Origin of the sequence: Brevundimonas aveniformis DSM 17977 (assembly GCF_000428765.1) — a bacterium.
Taxonomy (GTDB): Bacteria; Pseudomonadota; Alphaproteobacteria; order Caulobacterales; family Caulobacteraceae; genus Brevundimonas; species Brevundimonas aveniformis.
On record NZ_AUAO01000001.1, the window covers coordinates 895,814 to 917,880 of the forward strand.

The following is a 22,067-nucleotide window of genomic DNA, read 5'->3' on the forward strand; positions in this document are numbered from 1 at the left end:
GTCACGGGGGCGTCTGGACACGGCGGCCCCTCAAGCCGATGTTTCGTCGAGTCATGACCCCAGCCCTAGCCCCGCATAGCCCGACCGCAGACGACCGGCGCCCCCTGTCGGTGGGCCCGTTTGACCGGCTGGGCGTTCAGGCGATGATCGCGACGGCTTCGTTCGTCGCCTACATTCTGGCGCGGGTGTTCGAGGGTCCGGCGGCGACGGTGTTGGCCGCCTTTGGCGTATCAGCCTGTGGCTGGGCCTGGCTGGTGACGCGGGCGCTGTTCGACCCGGCGCGGCACGACGCCGTGTGGCCGAGGCTGGTGGTGGGCGTGCTGACCGCGACCGGGGCGATGTCGGTTCTGGCGCCGGAGGGAACGGCTCGCGACGTCGCCTCCAATCTTTATGCCCTCAGCGGGTCGGCGGCGCTGCTGTTGACCGCGATCGAGCCGTTCCAGCGGCATGGGTGCGGGCTTACGCCGGGCGAGGTGCGGTTTCGCGCCGTCTTTGTGATCGGATTTGCGATTCTGGCCGGGGTGTCGGTGCTGGGCGTCTGGCTCGACCCCGCTCCGATCCAGACCGTCAGCGCGGCCCTGAGCCTCATCGCCCTGGCGGCAGCGGTCATCTGGCGTCGCGGCCACCCGTTGCAGGTGCCCGCGCCCGCGCCGCGCCGGGCGGCGACTGAAGACGAGGTCGAGATCGGCGGGCGTTTGATGGCCCTGCTGGCGGCCGAGGCCATCCACACCGACCCGGACCTGAGGATTGGCGACGTGGCCGCGCGGCTGAATGTGCCCGAACACCGGCTCTCACGCGGGGTCGCCGCCCTGGGCTTTGCCAACTTCAACCGCCTGATCAACCACCACCGCATCGAACAGGCCAAGGCGATGCTGACCGCGCCCGGCCGGGCGCGCCCGATCCTGCTGATCGCCCTGGACTGCGGGTTCGCCTCGGTGGGCCCGTTCAACCGGGCGTTCAAGGCGGAAACGGGCGTGACGCCAAGGGAATACAGGGCGGGGGTGTGAGAAGGTCACCGCCCTGGCCCTGGCCGAGCTGGACGCCGGGGTCTTCCGCGCGCGCTTCGACCGCCTGACCCCGGCAGAAAGGCCTATATGCGCGCCATGGCCGACCTCGGCCCCGGCCCGCACCGCTCCGGCGAAATCGCCGAGGAGCTGGGGCGCAAGGTCACCAGCGTCGCCCCCATCCGCAACAACCTGATCAGCAAGGGCATGCTCCACAGCCCTGGGCATGGGGATACGGCGTTTACGGCGCCGCTGTTCGACGGGTTCATGCGGCGGATTATGGCGGGGTGAGGGGGCTATTCTGGAAGCGTGATCGACGTGGCCAAAGCAGCGCCAATCGGTCCAGACCGACGCTCGAGGAAGTATCTCACCTGACCATCCTTGGAGCCATCAAAAGGCTGTCCAACTTTGCATGTGAGCAAGAGATCGGCCGCCCACGTCTCAAGTGGCCAACCTTGTTCGACATTGAGGTTGGAGAAGGTTGGACGACGACCATCGCCTAATCCATCAAGTGCGCCATGGACCGTTGATGCGGGAAGCACGCGGCAACCTATATCAACTTCTTCAACCCGAATGCGCGATGCCAGCGGATAGCGGATCTCCATTGGAAGAGCAGGGGGATTATAGAGGAGGTAGTAGATCGCCTCACCAAACTCGCTGTTCAGCCTTTCTATGGCGGCAACCTGATCGCTCCCGGGAAGGATTGCTCCATATGCGCAAGACGCGTCGAATTTGTAGCTTCTATGAAGCACCCCAAGAGCCTGCGGTTCTTCGCGACGCAAGAACGCATTCATTCCGTAAAGAAAGCCAATTTCATCATCGTCATCGACGTCGTCATTAGACGGGAAGAGGCGCTTCGACTGAAGCAGGCCGATCTTACGAGCTACCAAGGTCGCTCCTCGATAGACGAACACAAGGACAGCAACGTCTGCCGTTTCCCACCGACGCGGGAAAGGCAGATCCCAATGCGGTCCACCGAGCCGTCTAAGCCCGCCGATATTGTGAGTGTCCATACGAACAATGGCACCCGATGGCAGAAGGGTCGGGGCTGAATCGGGGATTAAAGCCTCTATCAGGCCGTCATCCAGTGATGTTTCCCGAATGTTGGGAAGATTGACCAACCGCTCGCAGGCGCTGCGGTTGGCTTCGGCAAAAACGCTGCGAAACCAAGCCACAACGTCCTCGGGAATTTCTGGCCACTCCGTCATGGAGAGAGTTTGCCACCAACCACCTCCATCGCAAACATCACCCCAGCCTCGTCGATCGTTCGCGGCCGACCTCTTTATACCGCTCATCCCCGCGAAAGCGGGGATCCAGGGCTTTGGGTGATCCGGGTGCGCAGGAGAGGAATCAGGCAGCGTCCCGAGACGCCGGTGCCAGGCTGGACAGAACTGGGTCCCCGCTTTCGCGGGGATGAGCGGTGAGCGGGGTTGAGGTCTGTCGCGCCGGAAGGCGTGACGCCCCCTACCGCCGCTCCCGCTTCCCCAGCACCCGCAGTCTGAGCGCATTCAGCTTGATGAAGCCTTCGGCGTCGTGGTGGTCGTAGGCCTGGACGCCTTCTTCGAAGGTGACGAGGTCCTGGTCGTAGAGGGAGTTTTCGCTCTCGCGGCCGATGACGGTGGCGTTGCCCTTGTAGAGCTTGACGCGGACGGTGCCCGACACCTTTTCCTGGCTCTTGTCGATGGCGGCCTGGAGCATCTCGCGCTCGGGGGCGAACCAGAAGCCGTTATAGATCAGGTGGGCGTATTTGACCGCCAGTTCGTCCTTCAGGTGCATGGCCCCGCGATCCAGGGTGATGCTTTCGATCCCGCGGTGGGCGGCCAGGAGGATGGTCCCGCCGGGGGTTTCATAGACGCCGCGCGACTTCATGCCGACGAAGCGGTTCTCGACCAGATCCAGTCGGCCGATGCCGTTGTCGTGGCCATACTGGTTCAGCGCCGTCAGCAGGGTGGCCGGGCTCATGGCCTCGCCATTGATCGAGACGGCGTCGCCCCGCTCAAAGCCGATGGTGATGACGGTCGGGGTGTCGGGCGCATCCTCGGGACTGATGGTGCGCTGGTGGACGAACTCGGGAGCCTCGACCGCCGGGTCTTCCAGCACCTTGCCCTCGGATGAGGAGTGCAACAGGTTGGCATCGACCGAGAACGGGGCCTCGCCGCGCTTGTCCTTGGCGATGGGGATCTGGTGCTCTTCGGCGAAGGCGAGCAGGGCCTCGCGCGACTTGAAGTCCCACTCGCGCCAGGGGGCGATGACGCGGATGTCGGGCTCCAGCGCATAGTAGCCGAGCTCGAAGCGGACCTGGTCGTTGCCCTTGCCGGTGGCGCCGTGACAGACGGCGTCGGCCCCGACCTGACGGGCGATCTCGATCTGGCGCTTGGAGATCAGCGGCCGGGCGATGGAGGTGCCGAGCAGATACTGGCCTTCATACAGGGCGTTGGCGCGGAACATCGGAAAGACGAAGTCGCGCACGAACTCTTCGCGCAGGTCGTCGATGAAGATGTTTTCCGGCTTGATACCCAGCTTCAGCGCCTTTTCGCGGGCCGGCTCCAGCTCGTCGCCCTGGCCTAAGTCGGCGGTGAAGGTCACCACCTCGGCCCCATATTCGGTCTGGAGCCACTTCAGGATGATCGAGGTGTCCAGACCGCCGGAATAGGCGAGGACGACCTTCTTGGGGGCGGGCTTGTCGGACATGGCAAAGGCTTTCGGCTGGGGAGGCGGACGCTTTAGCGCCTGACGGCCAAAAGTGGAAACCGCTTTTGACGATCTGGGGCAGGGTGCAAGGTCTGATCTTGCAACGTCTCGGCAGCTTGGGTTCATTGGCGGTTCAGGCCGTGTCCAGCTAGGATCGGTTTCGGCTCATCGGGGGAATGAACATGCGTATCCAGCCCATCATCGGCCTTTGTGCCGTTCTGGTCAGCGGAGCGGTCCTGAATGGCTGTGCCACCCTGTCGGAGGAACAGTGTGCGGTCGGCGACTGGTACGGGATCGGCCAGTCAGACGGGAACTCGGGCTACAGTCACCAGCGGCTGGAGGAGCATATCGAGGCCTGCCAGCGGCACGGGGTCACGCCGGACCATGTGCAGTATGAACAGGGACGTCGGGCGGGCTTGCGCAGCTATTGCACGCCGGAACGCGGGTTCCGGGCAGGCCGGATGGGCAACAGCTACGGCGGCGTATGCCCGGCCGAGCTCGAGCGTGATTTTCTGGCCGGCTATTCCGACGGTCAGCTCGTGCACGCGGCGCAGGGGGCCTACGACGCGGCTCAGAATGACTACAATCGCCACCAGCAGGCCGCACGCGACCTGGAAAGCCGGATTCGCACGGAAGAGACGGCGGCCCAGGCCCCGGACCTGACCGACGATCAGCGCCGGATCATCCGTGACCGGATCCGGTCGCTGAGGAATGATCGCGACCGCGCCCTGGATCAGGCCCGCGACGCAGAATGGCGCATGCGCGAGGCCGAGCGCGACGTTCGTGAGCTGCGGGCGCGCTTCGCGGCCTATTACGGAAGCTGGTGATCGCTAGAACGTCCGGCGCACGCGAACCTGAACCCGGCTTTCCGGTTCCATCGAGCGGATATCAGTGAAGGCGACGGGATCGGTGTCGCGCGGGCCGGCGTAGATGGTGCGGGTCTGGTCGTAGCTTCCGAGAACCCAGGCCTGGGTGCGGATCGACCAGGCGTCGGTCGGCTTGTACTCGATCCAGGCCGAGGCGTAGTCGCGGAACCGGAAGTGCGAAATCTGGTCGATGCGCCAGACCGTGTCTTCGCCGAACGGCTGATACTCAAAGCCCCAGTTCATGCGCCAGCTGTCGATGTCCTGGCTGAAGCGGGTGAAGTACTCGACCTCGCGATAGCCGGAGATGCCCCGCGCCTCGCCGGTGGTCGGGTCGGTCACCTCCGTCTCGGCGACCTCTGCCGACAGGAACCAGCGGCCACCGGGAATGCCCCAACGGTCGGTCGGGATGGTGGCTTCCAGTTCGAACTCGGTGACCGAGCCGTCGCCGATGTTGCCGGGTGCCGAGAAGACGTCCGGGCCACTGAACACCGGGATGACGTCGATGGCGTCGGTCATGCGCTCATGGCTGATACCGGCGGAGAGGACACCGTCGGTCCAGAAGCGACGCTCCCAGGTGGCCTCGAAGGCCCAGGCGGACTGGGGGCTGAGATTGGCATTGCCGGCGTTGACGACATTGTTCGACAGCTCAGCCGAGGCGGCGAAGTCGCCAAAGTCGAGCTGGCCGACCTCGCGTTCGATGCGGAACTGGAACTGGTCGGCCGAGGTCGGGCTCCAGGTCAGGATCGCGCGGGGCTTGAGGAAGGTGAAGGTCTGTTCCAGCTCGAAGGCCCCGGACTGGCTGATGGTCGAGCGTTCGAGCCGCAGGCCACCCTCAAAGGTAAGGTTCTCGCGAATCCGCCAGGTCGCCTGGCCGAAGACTTCGCCGCGCAACTCTTCGACCCGCACGCTGTCAGACGGCAGGGGCACGGGCACGCCGCCGACCGTCAGGGCTTGCTGGGCATCGAGGAAGTTGAAGGCCCCCTCGGCCCCGGTCTCGAAGGTGAGAGTCTCGCTGCGTTCGAAGGTCAGGGAGCCGCGCACGATCGTTTCGCCCGAGGCGTTGTCATAGGCGAACAACTGATCAAGGCCGGGGCCGATGTATCTCTGGTTGCCGGTTGTCTGGCGCAGCCGCTGGATGAGGCGGGCCTCACCGCGCAGGCGCGCATTGAGCGGACGGCGATAACGGAACCCCGCCTCGCCATAGTTGGTATCCGCCCCGTCGGTCAGGAACCGGTCCCCGGCCAGGCCGAACTGGTTGTGCTCGAATTTGTAGTCATAGAAGCCGGCGTTGCCGGTCAGCTCGATTTCGCCGCCCATCAACGGCTGTTGCCAACGTCCACGAACGCCCAGGCCATCGCCGTCGGATTCGCTCTCGATCTGATCCTCGAAGACAAGGGCACCGGTCGGGTCATAGCGGCGCTGGATCCCGGAGCCGACGCCGTCATTGATCGAGGTCGAGCTGGTCAGGGCGAAGGAATACTGGCGAGCGCCGTTCGTGCCGGAGATATCCAGCCCGATGCTGGGAATGTAGCGGCCGTCGTCGAAGATGAAGGCACCGGCGGTGGCCACCACCTGGCGGCTCGATGGGACGGCCCGACGCACCACATTGATGACGGTGGAATAGCCCTGCATATCCACGCCCGGGGCCCCGCCGCGGATCAGTTCGATCCGTTCGACCTGGTCGGCGGGAATACGTTGCAGCAGGCCCGACAGGCCCTCGTCCTTGGAGGCCGGACGCGAGCCGTCGAACAGGACATTGCCGACCGCACCCGAAAAGCCCCGCACCGAATTGTTCTGATTGATCGAAAATCCGGGAATCCGGCTGACCATATCGAGCGCCGTGCTGGGGCGCGCCTCGGCGAAAAAAGCCGGCGGATAGACCCGCACGCCATCCGCGCGCTCATAGGGCGCGTTGGGTTCCGCAGGCTGGACGTCTTGGGCCTGGGCCTGGGCCGGCAGGGCGAGGGCGGCGGCGGCCACGGCAGCCAGCCCGAAGATCGTGCGCATACTGGTTAGCTCCCTTGTCATGCAAGGTAGTGCCGTGCACGGCTAAGGCGCGCCAGTTAAATGGCTGAAAGGTAGATTAAATCGGCGCAATCCTGGCGACGAAAATGTGGCCTCTAGACCGCCGTTCCGCCGACCGTCAGGCCACCGATCTTGAGGCTGGGCTGACCGATTCCCACCGGCACACCCTGGCCGGACTTGCCGCAGACGCCGACGCCGGGGTCGAACGCGAAGTCGTTGCCGATCATCGAGATCTTTTGCAACGCCGTGGCCCCATCACCGATCAGGGTGGCCCCCTTGACCGGGGCGGTCACCTTGCCGTCCTCGATCAGATAGGCCTCGGTGCACTGGAAAACGAACTTGCCGTTGGTGATGTCCACCTGGCCACCGCCGAAGTTGACGGCATAGAGACCGCGTTTGGTCGAGGCGATCATGTCGGCCAGCTTGTCCTTGCCGCCTTCCATGAAGGTGTTGGTCATGCGCGGCATCGGGATATGGGCAAACGACTGGCGCCGACCATTGCCGGTCGCCTCCATACCCATCAGTCGAGCCGACATGCGGTCGTGCATCATGCCGACCATGATGCCGTCTTCGATCAGCACATTGCGCTGAGTGGGCGTGCCTTCGTCATCGAATGAGAGCGAGCCGCGCCGTCCGGCGATGGAGCCGTCGTCCACCACGGTGACGCCGGGCGCGGCCACGCGCTGGCCCATCTTGCCGCTAAACACCGACGAGCCCTTGCGGTGGAAGTCGCCCTCGAAGCCGTGGCCGACGGCCTCATGCAACAGAACGCCGGGCCAGCCGGCGCCGAGCACCACGTCCATCTCACCGGCGGGACAGTCGATGGCGTCGAGATTGACCAGGGCCTGGCGAATGGCTTCCTCGACCTGACCCTGCCAGCGGTCCGGGGCGATCCAGGTTTCGAAGCCGGCGCGGCCCCCGGCACCCTGAGAGGCGGACTCGCGCCGTCCGTCCTTTTCCACCGTGACCGAGACATTGACGCGGACCAGGGGGCGCACGTCCCTCAGGCGCTGGCCATCGGCCCTCAGAATTTCAATGGCGCGGCGCTCGCCGGCGATCGAGGCCGAAACCTGGACCACGCGCGGGTCTTTGGCGCGGGCATAGGCGTCGATCTCCTGCAACAGGGCGATCTTGTCCGAGAAGGCGGGAGAGGCCAGCGGATCGACCTCGTCATAGAGCTTTTGATTGGTCGCCCTCGGCCCCACGGCCGCATTTCCGGCCCGCCCCTGTTTGGCCAGGGCGGCGGCCTCGGCGGCGCGCTTGAGGGCGTCGACGGTGATCTCGTTGGAATGGGCGTAGCCGGCTGTCTCACCGGAGACGACCCTCAGACCGAAGCCCTCATTGGCGTCATAGGCCGCCGACTTCAGCCGCCCGTCGTCAAACAGCAACGATTCGCTTTCGGCGCGCTCGAGGAAGAGTTCGCCGTCATCGGCCCCGACAAGGGCCTCTTGCAGCACGGCACCGGCTGTCTCGGGCGAGACGCCGGCGGGTTCGAGGATGGGGGGCGGAGAAACGGAGACGGTCATGGCCTATCAGTTAGGCGTTCGAACCGTCTCCGTCACCTCCCGGCGTCTATTCTCCCGGAACATCAACCGAGCCGACGCCCGAGATCTCCTGGGTCAGGTGGGCCGGGCGCTGGACCAGATCGACGTTGCCGACACCGGCGATCACGATGTTGGCGGACTGGCTGGCATTGACCTCAGCGCCACCGGCCCCGGCGATGCGGACGTCGGCATTCTCCGTCGCGAGGGTGGCGAGATCGGCATCTCCGGCCCCGGCGATCATTAGGTTCAGGGTGCCGGTTCGACCATTGGCCGCAATGTCCCCGGCCCCGGCGACGACCAGCACCAGTTCATCACGGTCGATCCCGTTCAGCGTGAGATCGCCCGCACCTTCCAGTTCAAAACGACTGACGTCCGGGGCGGTGATGGTCACCGTCAGGCCCGAGGATCGACCGATGACGGTGAACCGCTCGCTGGCCCCGTTCTCGTCGGCGAAGGCAAGACGCCCGTCGACCAGGGTGATGCGTTGGACCGCAGTCTCGGGCCCCGAGACAACGACCGAGGGTGTATCGCCCTGGGTGAAGACGACATCGGCGGGCAGGGCGACGGTGAGGCGGTCGCCGCCGGTCCACTCCAGCGTCCGTTCGACGGTCGGGCCAGACCACGCTTCGGAATCGTTGTCGCCTACATCGATCGTCCAACCGTTTCGCAGGAGCTCAGGTCCCCCAAGGGCGGCGGCACCGCCAAAGGCAGCCAGCATAAGGACGAAGCTGGCGGCTGCGATCAAAAGCAGGGTGCGGATCATCAGATCTCTCCCGATTCATTCTGTTGCAGGGCCGGCTTGAGCAGCCGGTAGTGAAGGCGGGCGAACCAGACCAGGAAATTGACCAGCCAGATGGTCAGAACAGCCGTCACCGCCGCCATCAGAACGCCCATGGCCATCAGGCCGATGCCGATCAGGATCGCGACCAGCGGCCCCCCCGGAGGTCCAAAGAACGGGCCGGCGACGAGCGCGGCACCGCCGCCGATGAAGATCCCGATCGCCGCAATGAACAGCGAGGCCAGGACCGAGGCGACGCCGACCAGCAGCGGCAACAGGAACAGGATGTCGACCGAGGCCAGTCCGATCAGGGCCACCAGGGCGGCCACCGCGTTGGACGGCGTCTTCTCGGCTTCCCAGCGCGAGAGGCCGGCCTCAACCCGAACCTCGCGGGCCAGCCGCTCGGGGTTGCCGAGCGCCGCAGCGATTTCGGGATCCTGGCGTCCGGCGGCGGCGGCCTCGACGAAATGGGCCTCGTGGTCGGCGACGATTTCGTCGATGGTTTCGGGCGGCAGGCCATTCAAGCCCCGCCGCAGCCGGGTCAGAAACTCGGCGCGGGTCATGCAATTTCTCCTGTCATAGAGGGTGCCGGGGCGTTGAGGATGGTTTCAACGGCCCGGGAAAAGGTCAGCCATTCGGCCTTCTGAGCCTCATAGGCGTGCCGACCGGCCTCGGTCAGGCGATAGTATTTGCGAGAGGGTCCGGCGGGGCTTTCGACCAGATAGGTCTCAACCAGGCCGTCCGACTGCATGCGACGCATCAGCGGATAGATGGTGCCCTCGCCCATGCCGATGTCGTCAGCAAGCCGCGCGGCAATCTCATAAGCGTAGTTGTCCCGCGCCGAGAGCAGGGCCAAGACACACAGGCCCAGCACCCCCTTCTTCAGCTGTATCTCAATGCCTTCCGGCATGTGTGGACCTCCATGTCTCAAGCCCGATATTGCAAGGTATCTGTGAATGCAAGGTAGCTGTCAATATACAGATTTGTAATCGAGGCAGATTCAATACGGCTGTGTCGCGCCTGACGGCTTGGCAAGCGCGAGGCGACCCGATATGTCAGCCCGAAATCCCACCGCCCCCGTGCGGGTATTGGCGCGTGGGCATTCAGGTAATCCGGGCCGTCAAGACATGAAGAATTGGGGAATGGGCATGGGCAAGGGGATCGCCGGCCTGATGGCTCTGGTCAGCACCACGCTGCTGTCAGGCGCGGCCTGGGCCAGCACGACCGTCGGTCAGCCGACACCAGGCGGGCTGGGGCTTCAGGAAGCGGCGTCGCCGCTGAAGCACGATGCGCACTTTTTCCACGACTATATCCTGCTGCCGATCATCACGGTCATCACCCTGTTCGTGCTGGGTCTGCTGATCTGGGTGGTCATCCGCTACAACAAGAAGGCCAATCCGACCCCGGCCAAGTGGAGCCACAACACCACCATCGAGGTCATCTGGACCCTGGTTCCGGTGTTGATCCTGGCCTTTATCGCAGTGTTTTCGTTCCGGCTGCTGTTCGCCTACCACGACATTCCCGACCCGGATGTGACGGTGAAGGTCACCGGCTATCAGTGGAACTGGGGCTACGAGTACCCCGAGTACGGCATCTCTGAATATATCTCGAACGTGCTGCCGGAAGACGAGGCGCGCGCCCAGGGCGTACCCTATCTGCTGGCGGCGGACGAGCCGATGGTCGTGCCGGTCGGTCAGGTGGTGCGCCTGACCATCACCGGTGCAGATGTCATTCACGCGGTGGCCCTGCCGGCCTTTGGTCTGAAGACGGATGCCGTGCCCGGTCGGATCAACGAAACCTGGTTCCGCGCCGAGCGCCCGGGGATCTACTACGGTCAGTGCTCGGAACTGTGCGGCATCAACCACGCCTATATGCCGCTTCAGATCAACGTCGTGACCCAGGCCGAGTTCGAACAGTGGGTCGCCTCGCGCGGTGGCTCGATGACCTATCTGGCGGATCAGGCGGCCGAAGCCGCCGCCGCCGAGGCCGCCGCTGCACAGGCTGCAGCCGCGACCGCCGCCGCCGCCGATGCCACCGCTGAAGGCGCAGCCGCCGAGGCGACCGCCGAAGGTGAAACCACAACCGAACCGACGGCCACCGCGCCGGCGGCCCAATAAGACCGGGGCTCGACACAGATATGGCTACTGCCCAAACCGTTCAGGCCGGTCACGACGACCACCACGACCACGATCACAAGCCCGGGTTCTTCACCCGCTGGTTCCTGTCGACCAACCACAAGGACATCGGCACCCTGTACCTGCTCTTCGCCATCATGGCGGGGATCGTCGGCGGTCTGATGTCGGGTCTGATCCGCTGGGAACTGGCCGAGCCGGGTCTGCAGGTCTTCACCCCCGGCTCGATGCTGTCGCAGCTTGGCCTGTTCGACCTTTCGGACGAAAGCCGCGCCAAGCACGCCTACAACGTCGTGGTCACCGGCCACGCCCTGGTGATGATCTTCTTCATGGTCATGCCGGCGATGATCGGCGGTTTCGGCAACTGGTTCGTTCCGATCATGATCGGTGCGCCTGACATGGCCTTCCCGCGGATGAACAACATCTCGTTCTGGCTGCTGGTTGCGGCCTGGGTGCTGCTGCTGATGTCGATGTTCGTCGACGGCGGGCCGGGACGAGGCTTCGGGGGTGGCTGGACCATCTATCCGCCGCTTTCAACGACCGGCCATACCGGCCCGGCCATGGATCTGGCGATCTTCTCGCTTCACGTCGCGGGGGCCTCGTCGATCCTGGGGGCGATCAACTTCATCACCACCATCTTCAACATGCGTGCGCCGGGCATGACCCTGCACCGGATGCCGCTGTTCGTGTGGTCGATCCTGGTCACCGTCTTTCTGCTCTTGCTGTCGCTGCCGGTTCTGGCCGGTGCCATCACCATGCTGCTGACGGACCGCAACTTCGGCACCAGCTTCTTCAATCCGGCCGGTGGCGGCGACCCGGTGATGTTCCAGCATCTGTTCTGGTTCTTCGGTCACCCGGAGGTCTACATTCTGATCTTGCCGGGCTTCGGCATCATCAGTCACATCGTCTCCACCTTCAGCCGCAAGCCGGTGTTCGGCTATCTGGCCATGGCCTACGCCATGGTGGCCATCGGTTTCGTCGGCTTCATCGTGTGGGCGCACCACATGTTCACAGTCGGCATGAACGTAGACCTGCGGGCCTATTTCACCGCCGCGACCATGGTGATTGCGGTGCCGACCGGCGTGAAGATCTTCTCGTGGATCGCCACCATGTGGGGCGGCTCCATCGACTTCAAGACGCCCATGCTGTGGGCGATCGGCTTCATCTTCCTGTTCACGGTCGGCGGCGTGACGGGCGTGGTCTTGGCCAACGCCGGCATCGATTACAGCCTGCACGACACCTATTACGTCGTGGCGCACTTCCACTACGTCCTGTCGTTGGGTGCCGTGTTCGCCATCTTCGCGGGCTTCTACTACTGGTTCGAGAAGATGTTCGGCGTGAAGTACAATGAGTTCCTCGGAGCCCTGCACTTCTGGATCATGTTCATCGGCGTGAACCTGGTCTTCTTCCCGCAGCACTTCCTGGGCCTGCAGGGCATGCCGCGCCGCTACATCGACTATCCCGAGGCCTACACCCTGTGGAACCATGTGTCCTCGATGGGCTATGTGGTGACCCTGGTCGGTGTGGGCGTGTTCCTCATCATGCTGATCGAGGCGGCGATCCGTCGTCGTCCGGCTGAAGCCAATCCGTGGGGTGAGGGCGCCACGACGCTGGAATGGACGCTGTCGTCGCCGCCGCCGTTCCACCAGTTCAACACCCCGCCGGTCATCAAGGCCGACGACCACCACTAGGGCGTGTGACGGGCCCCGCCCGTCGCCCCCCATATCCAAGCGCGGGGACGGTGCCGAAACAGGCCCCGTCCCCGACGCATTTCAGACCCAGATGACCGAAACCACCGACAAACAGACCCTCGCAGCCGAGCCCTCGGACTATGTCCAGCTGCTGAAGCCGCGCGTCATGTCGCTGGTTGTCTTCACCGCCCTGACGGGCCTGGTCGTCGCGCCGGGCGAGATGAACCCGCTGCTGGCCGCCATTTCAGTGCTGTGTATCGCGCTGGGTGCCGGTGCCGCCGGGGCCCTGAACATGGCGCTGGAGGGAGACACAGACGCTCTCATGCGACGCACGCGGGGGCGACCTGTCGCGGCAGGCCGAGTGCCGCGCGGTGACGCCCTAGCGTATGGGGCAATCCTGTCGGTGGCATCGGTAACCCTGCTGGGGTTGGGCGTGAACTGGCTTGCGGGTGGTCTACTTGGCCTGACAATCGTCTATTACGCCGGGCTCTACACCCTGGTTCTCAAGCGACGAACGCCCCAGAATATCGTCATTGGCGGTGCCGCCGGGGCCTTTCCGCCGGTCATCGGCTGGGCCGCCGCAACGGGTGAGGCTCCGTGGCAGGCCTGGTTGCTATTTCTGATCATCTTCTTGTGGACGCCGCCGCATTCGTGGGCTCTGGCGCTATATTCGGCGGGCGACTACGCCAAGGCCGGCATCCCGATGATGCCGGTGGCGCGCGGGGCCAGGTCCACGCGTCTTCAGATCCTGCTGTATTCGCTGGTGCTGGTTCCGGTGGCGGTGCTCCCGGGTCTGGTGGGGCTGGGTGGCCCCATCTATCTGGCGACCTCAATCGGCGGGGGGCTGGTGTTCCTGTTGCTAGCCTGGCGACTGTTCCGCAGTCGCGCCGGGGATCAGCCCGACAAGGCCGAGGCGGTCGGGCGTGAGGCGGCCCTCTATGACGTTCGCGCCGAGGCGAAATCGGCCCGAAATCTGTTTGCCTATTCGATCCTGTATTTGTTCGGCCTGTTCGCCGCCCTTCTGATCGAAACCGCCCTGTTGTAAGGAGCGCGCCATGACTGAAGATGAAATCGCTGCCCGCAAGCGCCGGAACTGGGCCATCGCCGGGGCCCTGGTCCTGTTTGTGGTCCTTGTGTTCACCATCACCGTCCTGCGGATGACCGCCAACATCGCCGCGAGCGCGGGATGAAGATCGACAGAAACGCGCGGATCGCTCTCATCTGTGGAGTGGTCGCCGTCGGCATGGTCGGGGCGGCCTATGCGGCGGTGCCGCTGTATCGCCTGTTCTGTCAGGTGACGGGCTTTGACGGTACGACCCAGCGCGCGGTGGAAGCCCCCGAACGTGTCCTGGACCGCACCCTGACGGTCAGTTTTGACACCAATGTGCGTGACCTGCCGGTGACCTTCCAGGCCGAACAGCTTCGCCAGACGGTCCACGTGGGAGAGCCGACCCTGGCCTATTTCCGCGTGACCAACACCTCGGACCAGCCGGTCGAGGCGACTGCGGCCTACAATGTCTCGCCTGAATCGGCGGGCCCCTATTTTCTCAAGTTGCAGTGCTTCTGTTTCGAATCACAGCGGATCGAGCCGGGAGAGACGCTGGAGTTTCCCATCCAGTATTTCATCGACGAGACGATCGAGACTGAGCCCGAGGGGCGCGGAATCCGCAATGTGACCCTCTCTTACACCTTCTATCCGACCCAGGGGTTCGATCCGGAGGCATCCGCCTCTAGCGGAGCGGCCCCGGCCCCGCTATAGCCGAACCCAGCAGAATTCAGCCGAGTGAGCCCATGGCCCAGGACGCCGTCCACCACGACTACCATCTTGTGAACCCCAGCCCCTGGCCGTTGGTGGCGTCCATTGCCGCGACGGTGATGTTCGTCGGGGCCGTCATGTGGATGAAGGGCCTGTTCGGCATGCCGGAGGGCACCAGCTGGCTGTTCTTCGCTGGTCTGGCCGGTGTTCTCTATTCGATGATCGGCTGGTGGAGCGACGTCATCAAGGAAAGCCGTGGGGGCGACCACACGCCGGTCGTTTCGATCGGGCTTCGCTACGGCATGATCCTGTTCATCGCGTCGGAGATCATGTTCTTCGTCGCCTTCTTCTGGATGTTCTTCGAAATGGCCCTGTGGAACGAGCACAGGACCCTGTCGTCGATCGAAGAGGTCCGCGCGGCCTGGTCAAGCTGGCCGCCGGCTGGGGTTGAAACCCTCGATCCGTGGCACCTGCCGTTCCTCAACACCGTGATCCTGCTGCTGTCGGGCACGACGGTGACCTGGGCGCACCACGCGCTTCAGGTTGGCAACCGCTCGGCGGCCAAATGGGGCCTGGTGCTGACGGTCATGCTGGGTGCCCTGTTCACGGCGATCCAAGCCTATGAGTACAGCCACATCATCCACGAGCACCTGTTCTTCAACGACGCGGCGGCCAGTTCGGGCCTGTACGGCTCGATCTTTTTCATGGCGACCGGCTTCCACGGTTTCCACGTTCTGGTCGGGACCATCTTCCTGATCGTCTGTCTGCTGCGCCTCCTGGCCGGCCAGTTCACCCCGCAGAAGCACTTCGGCTTCGAGGCGGCGGCCTGGTACTGGCACTTCGTGGATGTGGTCTGGCTGTTCCTCTTTGCCTTCGTCTATGTGGCGTTCGGGGGACACGGCGGGTCCTGATCTCCAACCCGGGTACTGAAGCGGGGACGCTCATGCGGGCGTCCCCGTTTTCGTATCTGAAGGAATCTGGTTCTGTCAGATTGAGCTAGGCCCCATCCTCTGACACTCTGCATGTCTGCCCTCTCGGGCACGACGAAATCGGAGGGTGGCCATGCGTGTGCGTGTTGCGGTTCTTTCGTTTCTGGTGGCCTTGGGGATGGTGGCTTTCGCGGCACCGGCCTCGGCCACGATCCAGCAGGTCACCCCGCGAATTCTGGAAGTTCGCCCCGGCGTCATCGCAACGGGCCGGCGCACGGCCAACCGCATGCGCTTCGATCCGGCGGTCCACGGCTTTCGGTTCTCGAACTATTTCGGCAATAATTTCATCCCGGAGTTCGACTGGCGCACGGATGGTCTGTGCGGCGGAATGATCTTTGCGGCCCTGGACTATTTCAACAATCCGCACATCCCCCTGCCGACCCAGGACTACCGACCGGCGGACGGCACGGCCCTGCGCGACTATATCTATGCGCGCCAGAACCATTCGGTCATCGACCAGAACCTGGCCCAGTGGATCGAGCTCAGCTTCAACCCGCACGGCCAACGCAACTCTGAATTCTATCGCTGGGGCCTGGAAGGACGGTTGGATCAGCTGCGCCGCGAGATCGATGCCGGCCGCCCCGTGCCGCTGGGCCTGAAGAGTTGTTCGGGGTGGGACTATTGCGGTGGCGACCATCAGGTCATCGCCATCGGCTATGATGTGAGCGGCTATGACGGTGACCCGCGTGGCTCGACCGTCCGCGAGGTCAGGATCATCGTCTATGATCCCAATCAACCCGGCCAGATTCGAACCCTCAGCCCGGCACCTGAATCCGTCGCCTGGCGGTATCACGAACCCAATGAGGAAGGTCGCCGACTGGCCTGGCAGGCCTGGTTCATCGAAAACTACACGCCTCAGACACCGCCGGTGATCACCCAGGCCCCGCGCGAACTGGTCCTGACACTCGGCACCGGTGGGGATGACCTGCGCGGGACCAATGACAATCTCAACGCCCATGTGCTGACCCGCTCGGGACGCACCCTGACCTTCAACAACATCAATCGCGGCCATCCGTGGCTCAATAACAGCGAACAGGAGATCGCCTTGCCGATTCCGGACGACGTTCGCCTGGCCGATGTTCGGGGTGTGCGCCTGGAAACCACATCGCGAGGTGGCCTGGGCGGCGACAACTGGAACCTGGATTACATCTCGATCGCCGGAATCGAGCGCGGCGCTCGCAGCGAGTTCTTCTACGACGAGAATTTCCCCCTGTTCCGGTTCACCGGGGATCAGCGCGAGCGGGAATTCCTTTTCTGTCCCGGTTGCCGGTAGCCTTCATTCAGGGGTCATTCCTTTGGCCGTACCGATGGCCTAGAAGGCCGGGATGACGCCGACCGCCTCGCGTGCCTTTCCCTGGTTACTGACGATCCTGTCCGCCCTCGCCCTTGGGGTGCTGGTGTTCCTGGGGACGTGGCAGGTCCAGCGGCTGGCCTGGAAACAGGATCTTCTGGCGCGGATTGAGGCGGCACAGGCCGCGCCACCCGTCCCGCTGGATCAGGCTTTGGCCCGCGCTGATCCCGAATTCGCCCGAGTCATCGCGACCTGCAGGGGGCTGGACCGGGCCGCCTTTGTGTCCTTGCGAACCCTGGTGGATGGCGAGGCGGGTGTGCGGCTGGTTTCGGTATGCTCACCGGACGTGCCCATTCTGGTTGACCGTGGCTTTGTGCCGGAAGCGATTTCGGCCCGCCCGCCCGAGGGCGGAGGCGCGATGCCTGTAGCGGTGCGCGGTGTGCTTCGGCGTGGCGAGCCAGCCAACAGTTTTACGCCGCCGGCCGACAATGGGTTGATCTACGTTCGCGACATCGGGGCGATGGCCGATATGCTGGATGCATCGGCGGTCCGTCGCGATCTGATGATTGTGGCCGAAACCTCGTCCAATCCGGAATGGCAAGCCCTGCATCCAACAGCCCTGCCGCAAGGTCTGAGCAACAATCATCTGGGCTACGCCATCACCTGGTACGGCCTGGCTCTGGCGCTGATCGGGGTCTATGCGGCTCTGCTTTATCGGCGGTATCGCGCGTGACGGCGGCGCTGCATCGTCTGCCCAGCGGCCTCAAGGTCGTCTGCGACCCGGTCCCTGGCCTGCACACCGTGGCCGTGGCCGTCACCGCTTCAGGCGGTGCCCGACACGAGGACCTTGCGCGTTCAGGCTGGTCGCACCTGCTGGAGCATATGGTGTTCAAGGGTGCCGGGGGGCGTTCGGCGCGCGAGCTGATCGAGCGGATCGAGGCCGTTGGCGGCAACCTCAATGCTGCGACCGGCCAGGAGCGTACCACCTTCACGGTTCGGGCCATGGCCCCGGATCTGGAACTGGCCCTGTCCACCGTGTCGGATCTGGTATTCCGACCCACGCTGGATGCCGAAGAACTGGAGCGCGAAAAGGATGTGATCGCCCAGGAGATCGCCGAGGCCTACGACACGCCCGACGATCATGTTTTCGAACTGGCCCAGGCCTGTGCCTTTTCTGGCCAGCCGCTTGGACGCCCGATCCTGGGATCGACAGATAGTCTCGCCGGGGCCCGGCGCGCGCCTCTCGAGGCCTGGCGCGCCCATCTGTATGCGCCAGAGCGGATGACCGTATCGGTGTCCGGTGCGGTCGAGGAAGCGGCCGTGCTGTCGATGGTGGAGCGATGGTTTGGAGGCCCGGCGTCGGGCCGGTCCGCCGAGATCGCCCCGGCCCACTTCGTCGGCGGCACCGCGTCGGAAACGCGGCGCATTGAACAGGCCAATCTCGTCTTTGCGGTGCCGGGTCTGGCGGCGCGCGACCCCGATCTGCCGGCGCTGGCCCTTTTGATCGAGATTCTGGGGGGCGGCATGGCTTCGCGCCTGTTCCAGGAGGCGCGCGAGGCTCGTGGCCTGGCCTATTCGGTGGACGCCGGATACGAGGCCTTCGCCGACAGCGGGATGATATCCATCTTTGCGGGAACCGCTGGAAGCAAGGCGAGCGAAATGGCCGAACTGGCCGCCTCTGAGCTGCTCAAGCTGGCCGACGGGGTTGATCAGGGCGAACTGGACCGTGCCCGCGCCCAGGCCCTCGCCGGGCTCTATATGGCCGAGGAAAGCCTGGCGTCGCGTGCCGAACGCGGGGCCTGGCAGGCGCTGGTCTGGGACCGGTTGATCCCGACCGCAGAGATAGCCGATCGCCTGGCGGGCCTGACCCCGGATGATCTTCGCCGCGTGGCAGAGCGGCTGCTCGCGCCACGGCGGTCGGCGGCGGCGGCAATCGGGCCGGGACGCGCAGCCGTCGCTGCGGAGGTTTTTGTCCGGGGACTGGGCGCAGCTTGAACTACCGGGTGGGTTGCGCCTTGGCCGAGCGCGCCGCAACATGCAGGCGGAGGTTCTGGATGCGGCGATGGGGTGTCAGCGGAGCGGCGACGACGATCCCTTGTGCTGATAGGGATGCAGCCTGATGTCGCTGCTGGACTGGATCCATCCCGATCCGTCTCTGGCTGTTCGAGGCGACGGGGTGCTGCTGCGTTTGCCGAGGAACTCGGACTATCGCCAATGGTCAGATCTGCGCCATCACTCGCGCGATTTCCTGCAGCCGTGGGAGCCGAGCTGGCCCGAGGATGATCTGACGCGCGCCGCCTATCGTCGTCGGCTGGCGGTCTATACCCGCGAGATCGAACTGGGCGGGGCCTATCCGTTCTTCATTTTTCGTCCCGACGACGAAGCCCTGGTCGGCGGCGTGACCCTGTCCAACATCCGGCGCGGCGTCGCCGAGACGGCGACCCTGGGCTATTGGATCGGCCAGCCTTTTGTTCGCCGGGGCTATGCGACAGCGGCTGTGCGGGCGGTTTGCCGGTTCGGTTTTGGTCGTCTTGGTCTGCATCGCATCGAAGCTGCCTGCCTGCCGTCGAATGACGGTTCGCGCGGTGTCCTGGAAAACTGTGGTTTCGAGCACGAAGGATTGGCCCGGGCTTATTTGAAAATTAACGGTACTTGGCGAGATCATCTCCTGTTCGGCCTCATCAGGAGTGAGGCCCCTGAGGAAGTCTGAGGACGACTTGGCCGACAGGTCACGGCACATGGCATGGGACCCCACGACGTCGCTGGAAGCCCTGGCGGCGGCGGGCGTTGCGCTGTGGACCTGGTGCCCGGCGGAGAATGCCATCCGGTTTACCGGCGCGACCCGGGCGCTGGGCCTGGGGCCGTTGGCTCCGGAATGCACCCCCGCAGCCTTCAGCGCCCTGGCGATGCCGCAAGATCGCGCGCTGGCGGAGCAACTGTTCCGACAGCAGGACGAGGGGGCCGAGATCGCCTTGCGCATGCGCATGCGCGGCGGCGAGGCCTGCCTGTGGCGCGGAGTGTGGCTCGAGGACGGTCTGCGGGCCGCGGGTGTCGTGGCGGTCGAAAGCCGCTTTGGTGGGGCCGGCAAGGATGCGCTGACGGGATTGCTGGATCGCCGGTCCTTCCTGATTCGGGTCGCTGAGGCTCTGATCCATCCGGGGGACTATGAATTGGTCGTGGCCGACCTGGATCGGTTGCGGCGTCTGAACGAGGCCCTCGGCCATGATCGCGCGGATCTGGTGCTGGCGGCCCTAGCTGCGCGCCTGGCCTCGGCGTTCCCCGACGACTGCGCGGCCGCGCGCATTGGCGAGGACGAGTTCGCCATCATCATCAGATCGGGTCCCGTGCGACCGTCTGATCAGATGCGCGGGGCGCTGGAACAGCCACTGCGTGTGGCCGGCTTTGATATCTACCCGACCCTGTCGATCGGGGCGGTTCGCGCCGAAGGTGGCCCGGATGCGCCGGACGCCGCCGAACTGTTGCGCCGGGCCGAACTGGCGGTCGAACAGGCCAAGACGGTCGGGCGCGGAGGGGCTGCCGCCTATGGCCGGGCTCTCGAGTCCGACAGCCTGTCGCGTCTGGCCATGGAATCGGACCTGAGGAATGCGTTCGTCCGTGGCGAGATCGAACCCCACTATCAGCCGATCGTGAACCTGGAGACGGGGGCGGTTGCCGGTTTTGAGGCCCTGGCCCGCTGGCGTCACCCCAAGCGCGGACTGGTCGCCCCGGATGAGTTCCTGACCCTGGCCGGGGAAATGGGCCTGATGAACGACCTGGGCGTGCTGATGATGCGCACGGCGTCGCGCCAGTTGACCGAATGGATCGGACGCCACCCCGCCGCCGCCAATCTGTTCGTCAGCGTAAATCTGTCGACCGGCGAGATCGAGCGGCACGGCCTGGTGCAGGACGTGGCGCGTATCATCAAGGAGGCGGGCCTTCGCCCGGGTGCCCTCAAGCTGGAGGTGACCGAGAGTGACATCATGCGCGACACCAATCGTGCCGCCTCGACGCTTCAGGCCCTGCGTGAAGCCGGTGCGTCGCTGGCGCTGGATGATTTCGGGACCGGCTTTTCGTCCCTGACCTACCTGGCGCGTCTGCCGTTCGATACGCTGAAGATTGATCGGTATTTCGTGTTGACCATGACCCAGGACGAGGGGTCGGCCAAGATTGTCCGCTCGGTCGTGGCGCTGGGCCGCGACCTCTCGCTGGAGGTGGTAGCCGAAGGGGTCGAGAACGCCGGTCTGGCCGAACAGCTCATGTCGGTGGGTTGCCACTATGGACAGGGATTCGGCTACGCGCCGGCACTGGCTGCGCAGGAGGCGGAGGTCTATCTGCATGAGAGCCTGGCGGACGGCTACGCCCCCATCAAGGCGCGGAGCAGGTAGGGTTTAGGCTCCAGGTTCTAGAGGCGGGGCGCTCCTGCGAACCCTATTCCCTGGAACCTAGTCCCTAGAACCTGCTTCGCGCCGCCTCTATATCGGCGAGCATGACCGCTCCTGTCTCTCCTCCCGCTCCGCGCACCTACAACGGCCTGAACTGGGAGGGTTTGAAGACCCTCTATCTCAAGGAGGTGCGCCGGTTCTGGAAGGTCGGGGCTCAGACCGTCTTTGCGCCGGTCGTGACGACGTTGCTGTACATGATGGTGTTTGTCGTGGCGGTGCAGGGTGCGCGCCAGCCGATCCCGGGCGTGGATTTCGCCGTTTTTGTCGGGCCGGGCCTGATCATGATGGCGATCCTGAACAATGCCTTTGCCAATGCCTCCTCGTCGTTGATCCAGGCCAAGATTATGGGCACTGCGACCGATTTTCTGACGCCACCACTTTCCCCGTTGGAGCTCTTGTTGGGATTTGGCCTGGGAGCAGCGACGCGGGGCCTGCTGGTCGGGCTGGCGACGGCGATCTGCGTGTGGCCGTTCTCGCGCTTCGGCATCGAGCACCTTTGGGCTGTCGTCTATTTTTCTCTGATCGCCTCACTTTTGCTGGGTCTGATGGGGGTGTTGGCCGGGGTCTGGTCGGAAAAGTTCGACCACCTGGCGGTGGTGCAGAACTTCGTCGTCATGCCGATGACCTTCCTGTCGGGCACCTTCTATGCGGTCGATGCCCTGCCCGAGCCGTTCGCGACGATCAGCCACTACAACCCCTTCTTTTATCTGATCGACGGCTTCCGCTATGGCTTCATCGGCCAGGCCGAAGGAGTTCTCGTCATTGGGGTAATCTCGTCATTTGTCTTGACGGTGATCGTCGGCTGGGCTGCCTATGAGGTCTTCCGGCGCGGCTGGCGCCTGAAATCCTGACCTCGGG

At 64.7% G+C, this 22,067-nt stretch carries 22 protein-coding genes; 15 read left to right on the forward strand and 7 right to left on the reverse strand.

The features are described from left to right. The first annotated feature begins 53 nt into the window (after positions 1–53). Entirely contained in the window at positions 54–1,007 is a 954-nt protein-coding gene (locus G391_RS15085) for a helix-turn-helix transcriptional regulator (RefSeq protein WP_156893835.1), read from the forward strand. A gap of 96 nt (positions 1,008–1,103) precedes the next feature. Beyond that, a complete protein-coding gene (locus G391_RS13820) occupies positions 1,104–1,295 on the forward strand; it encodes a hypothetical protein (protein WP_211226466.1) in 192 nt (63 codons plus the stop codon). A 5-nt stretch (positions 1,296–1,300) separates the two neighbouring features. Here G391_RS13820 and G391_RS15555 read toward each other — a convergent pair whose 3' ends face one another. Together G391_RS15555 and G391_RS0104655 are read right to left on the reverse strand one after the other, a co-directional pair. Beyond that, entirely contained in the window at positions 1,301–2,212 is a 912-nt protein-coding gene (locus G391_RS15555) for a hypothetical protein (RefSeq protein ID WP_156893836.1), read from the reverse strand. A 256-nt stretch (positions 2,213–2,468) separates the two neighbouring features. Continuing rightward, positions 2,469–3,695 carry an argininosuccinate synthase gene (locus G391_RS0104655; protein WP_029086489.1) on the reverse strand — a complete coding sequence of 409 codons (1,227 nt, stop codon included), beginning with the start codon at positions 3,693–3,695 and terminating at the stop codon, positions 2,469–2,471. Positions 3,696–3,877: 182 nt separating this feature from the next. Here G391_RS0104655 and G391_RS0104660 point away from each other — a divergent pair, with 182 nt between their 5' ends. Continuing rightward, complete coding sequence (locus tag G391_RS0104660) at positions 3,878–4,522, forward strand: DUF2799 domain-containing protein (RefSeq protein ID WP_029086490.1); 645 nt, start codon at positions 3,878–3,880, stop codon at positions 4,520–4,522. A 3-nt stretch (positions 4,523–4,525) separates the two neighbouring features. Here G391_RS0104660 and G391_RS0104665 read toward each other — a convergent pair whose 3' ends face one another. The 5 genes from G391_RS0104665 to G391_RS0104685 all read right to left on the reverse strand — a co-directional run bounded on the left by G391_RS0104665 (position 4,526) and on the right by G391_RS0104685 (position 9,818). Further along, complete coding sequence (locus tag G391_RS0104665) at positions 4,526–6,568, reverse strand: TonB-dependent receptor plug domain-containing protein (protein ID WP_029086491.1); 2,043 nt, start codon at positions 6,566–6,568, stop codon at positions 4,526–4,528. Positions 6,569–6,681: 113 nt separating this feature from the next. Further along, positions 6,682–8,112 carry a metalloprotease TldD gene (gene tldD / locus G391_RS0104670; RefSeq protein WP_029086492.1) on the reverse strand — a complete coding sequence of 477 codons (1,431 nt, stop codon included), beginning with the start codon at positions 8,110–8,112 and terminating at the stop codon, positions 6,682–6,684. Between the two features lie 46 nt (positions 8,113–8,158). Further along, positions 8,159–8,893, reverse strand: a complete 735-nt coding sequence (locus tag G391_RS0104675; protein WP_029086493.1) for a GIN domain-containing protein — start codon at positions 8,891–8,893, stop codon at positions 8,159–8,161. Next, positions 8,893–9,471, reverse strand: coding sequence for a DUF1700 domain-containing protein (locus tag G391_RS0104680; protein ID WP_029086494.1), 579 nt, complete (start codon positions 9,469–9,471; stop codon positions 8,893–8,895). The genes G391_RS0104675 and G391_RS0104680 overlap by 1 nt, the downstream gene beginning before the upstream one ends. Next, the gene (locus G391_RS0104685) at positions 9,468–9,818 is read right to left on the reverse strand and encodes a PadR family transcriptional regulator (RefSeq protein ID WP_029086495.1); all 351 of its coding nucleotides are present in this window, start codon (positions 9,816–9,818) and stop codon (positions 9,468–9,470) included. Before G391_RS0104685 ends, G391_RS0104680 begins: the two co-directional genes overlap by 4 nt. 217 nt (positions 9,819–10,035) lie before the next feature. Here G391_RS0104685 and coxB point away from each other — a divergent pair, with 217 nt between their 5' ends. From coxB to G391_RS0104745, 12 genes are all read left to right on the forward strand, one after another. Then, positions 10,036–11,025 (forward strand): cytochrome c oxidase subunit II, encoded by a 990-nt coding sequence (gene coxB / locus G391_RS13825; protein ID WP_035303577.1) that lies wholly within the window; start codon positions 10,036–10,038, stop codon positions 11,023–11,025. A 20-nt stretch (positions 11,026–11,045) separates the two neighbouring features. Then, positions 11,046–12,731, forward strand: a complete 1,686-nt coding sequence (ctaD, locus tag G391_RS0104695) for a cytochrome c oxidase subunit I (RefSeq protein ID WP_029086496.1) — start codon at positions 11,046–11,048, stop codon at positions 12,729–12,731. 91 nt (positions 12,732–12,822) lie between these two features. Beyond that, the gene (locus G391_RS0104700; protein WP_029086497.1) at positions 12,823–13,776 is read left to right on the forward strand and encodes a heme o synthase; all 954 of its coding nucleotides are present in this window, start codon (positions 12,823–12,825) and stop codon (positions 13,774–13,776) included. A 10-nt stretch (positions 13,777–13,786) separates the two neighbouring features. Next, positions 13,787–13,921: a hypothetical protein gene (locus G391_RS15895; protein WP_281168400.1), complete on the forward strand. Its 135-nt coding sequence runs from the start codon at positions 13,787–13,789 to the stop codon at positions 13,919–13,921. After that, positions 13,918–14,490, forward strand: coding sequence for a cytochrome c oxidase assembly protein (locus G391_RS13830; protein WP_035303579.1), 573 nt, complete (start codon positions 13,918–13,920; stop codon positions 14,488–14,490). The genes G391_RS15895 and G391_RS13830 overlap by 4 nt, the downstream gene beginning before the upstream one ends. Positions 14,491–14,522: 32 nt before the next feature. After that, positions 14,523–15,398 (forward strand): cytochrome c oxidase subunit 3, encoded by an 876-nt coding sequence (locus tag G391_RS0104715; RefSeq protein WP_029086498.1) that lies wholly within the window; start codon positions 14,523–14,525, stop codon positions 15,396–15,398. A gap of 151 nt (positions 15,399–15,549) precedes the next feature. After that, a complete protein-coding gene (locus tag G391_RS13840) occupies positions 15,550–16,749 on the forward strand; it encodes a cysteine peptidase family C39 domain-containing protein (protein WP_029086499.1) in 1,200 nt (399 codons plus the stop codon). A 52-nt stretch (positions 16,750–16,801) separates the two neighbouring features. Beyond that, positions 16,802–17,500, forward strand: a complete 699-nt coding sequence (locus G391_RS15805; RefSeq protein WP_029086500.1) for an SURF1 family protein — start codon at positions 16,802–16,804, stop codon at positions 17,498–17,500. Next, complete coding sequence (locus G391_RS0104730; protein WP_029086501.1) at positions 17,497–18,762, forward strand: M16 family metallopeptidase; 1,266 nt, start codon at positions 17,497–17,499, stop codon at positions 18,760–18,762. Before G391_RS15805 ends, G391_RS0104730 begins: the two co-directional genes overlap by 4 nt. A gap of 124 nt (positions 18,763–18,886) precedes the next feature. Beyond that, entirely contained in the window at positions 18,887–19,477 is a 591-nt protein-coding gene (locus G391_RS0104735) for a GNAT family N-acetyltransferase (RefSeq protein ID WP_029086502.1), read from the forward strand. A gap of 28 nt (positions 19,478–19,505) precedes the next feature. Continuing rightward, positions 19,506–21,152, forward strand: coding sequence for a putative bifunctional diguanylate cyclase/phosphodiesterase (locus tag G391_RS0104740; protein ID WP_156893838.1), 1,647 nt, complete (start codon positions 19,506–19,508; stop codon positions 21,150–21,152). Between the two features lie 101 nt (positions 21,153–21,253). Beyond that, positions 21,254–22,060, forward strand: a complete 807-nt coding sequence (locus G391_RS0104745) for an ABC transporter permease (protein WP_035303585.1) — start codon at positions 21,254–21,256, stop codon at positions 22,058–22,060. Positions 22,061–22,067 lie beyond the last annotated feature (7 nt).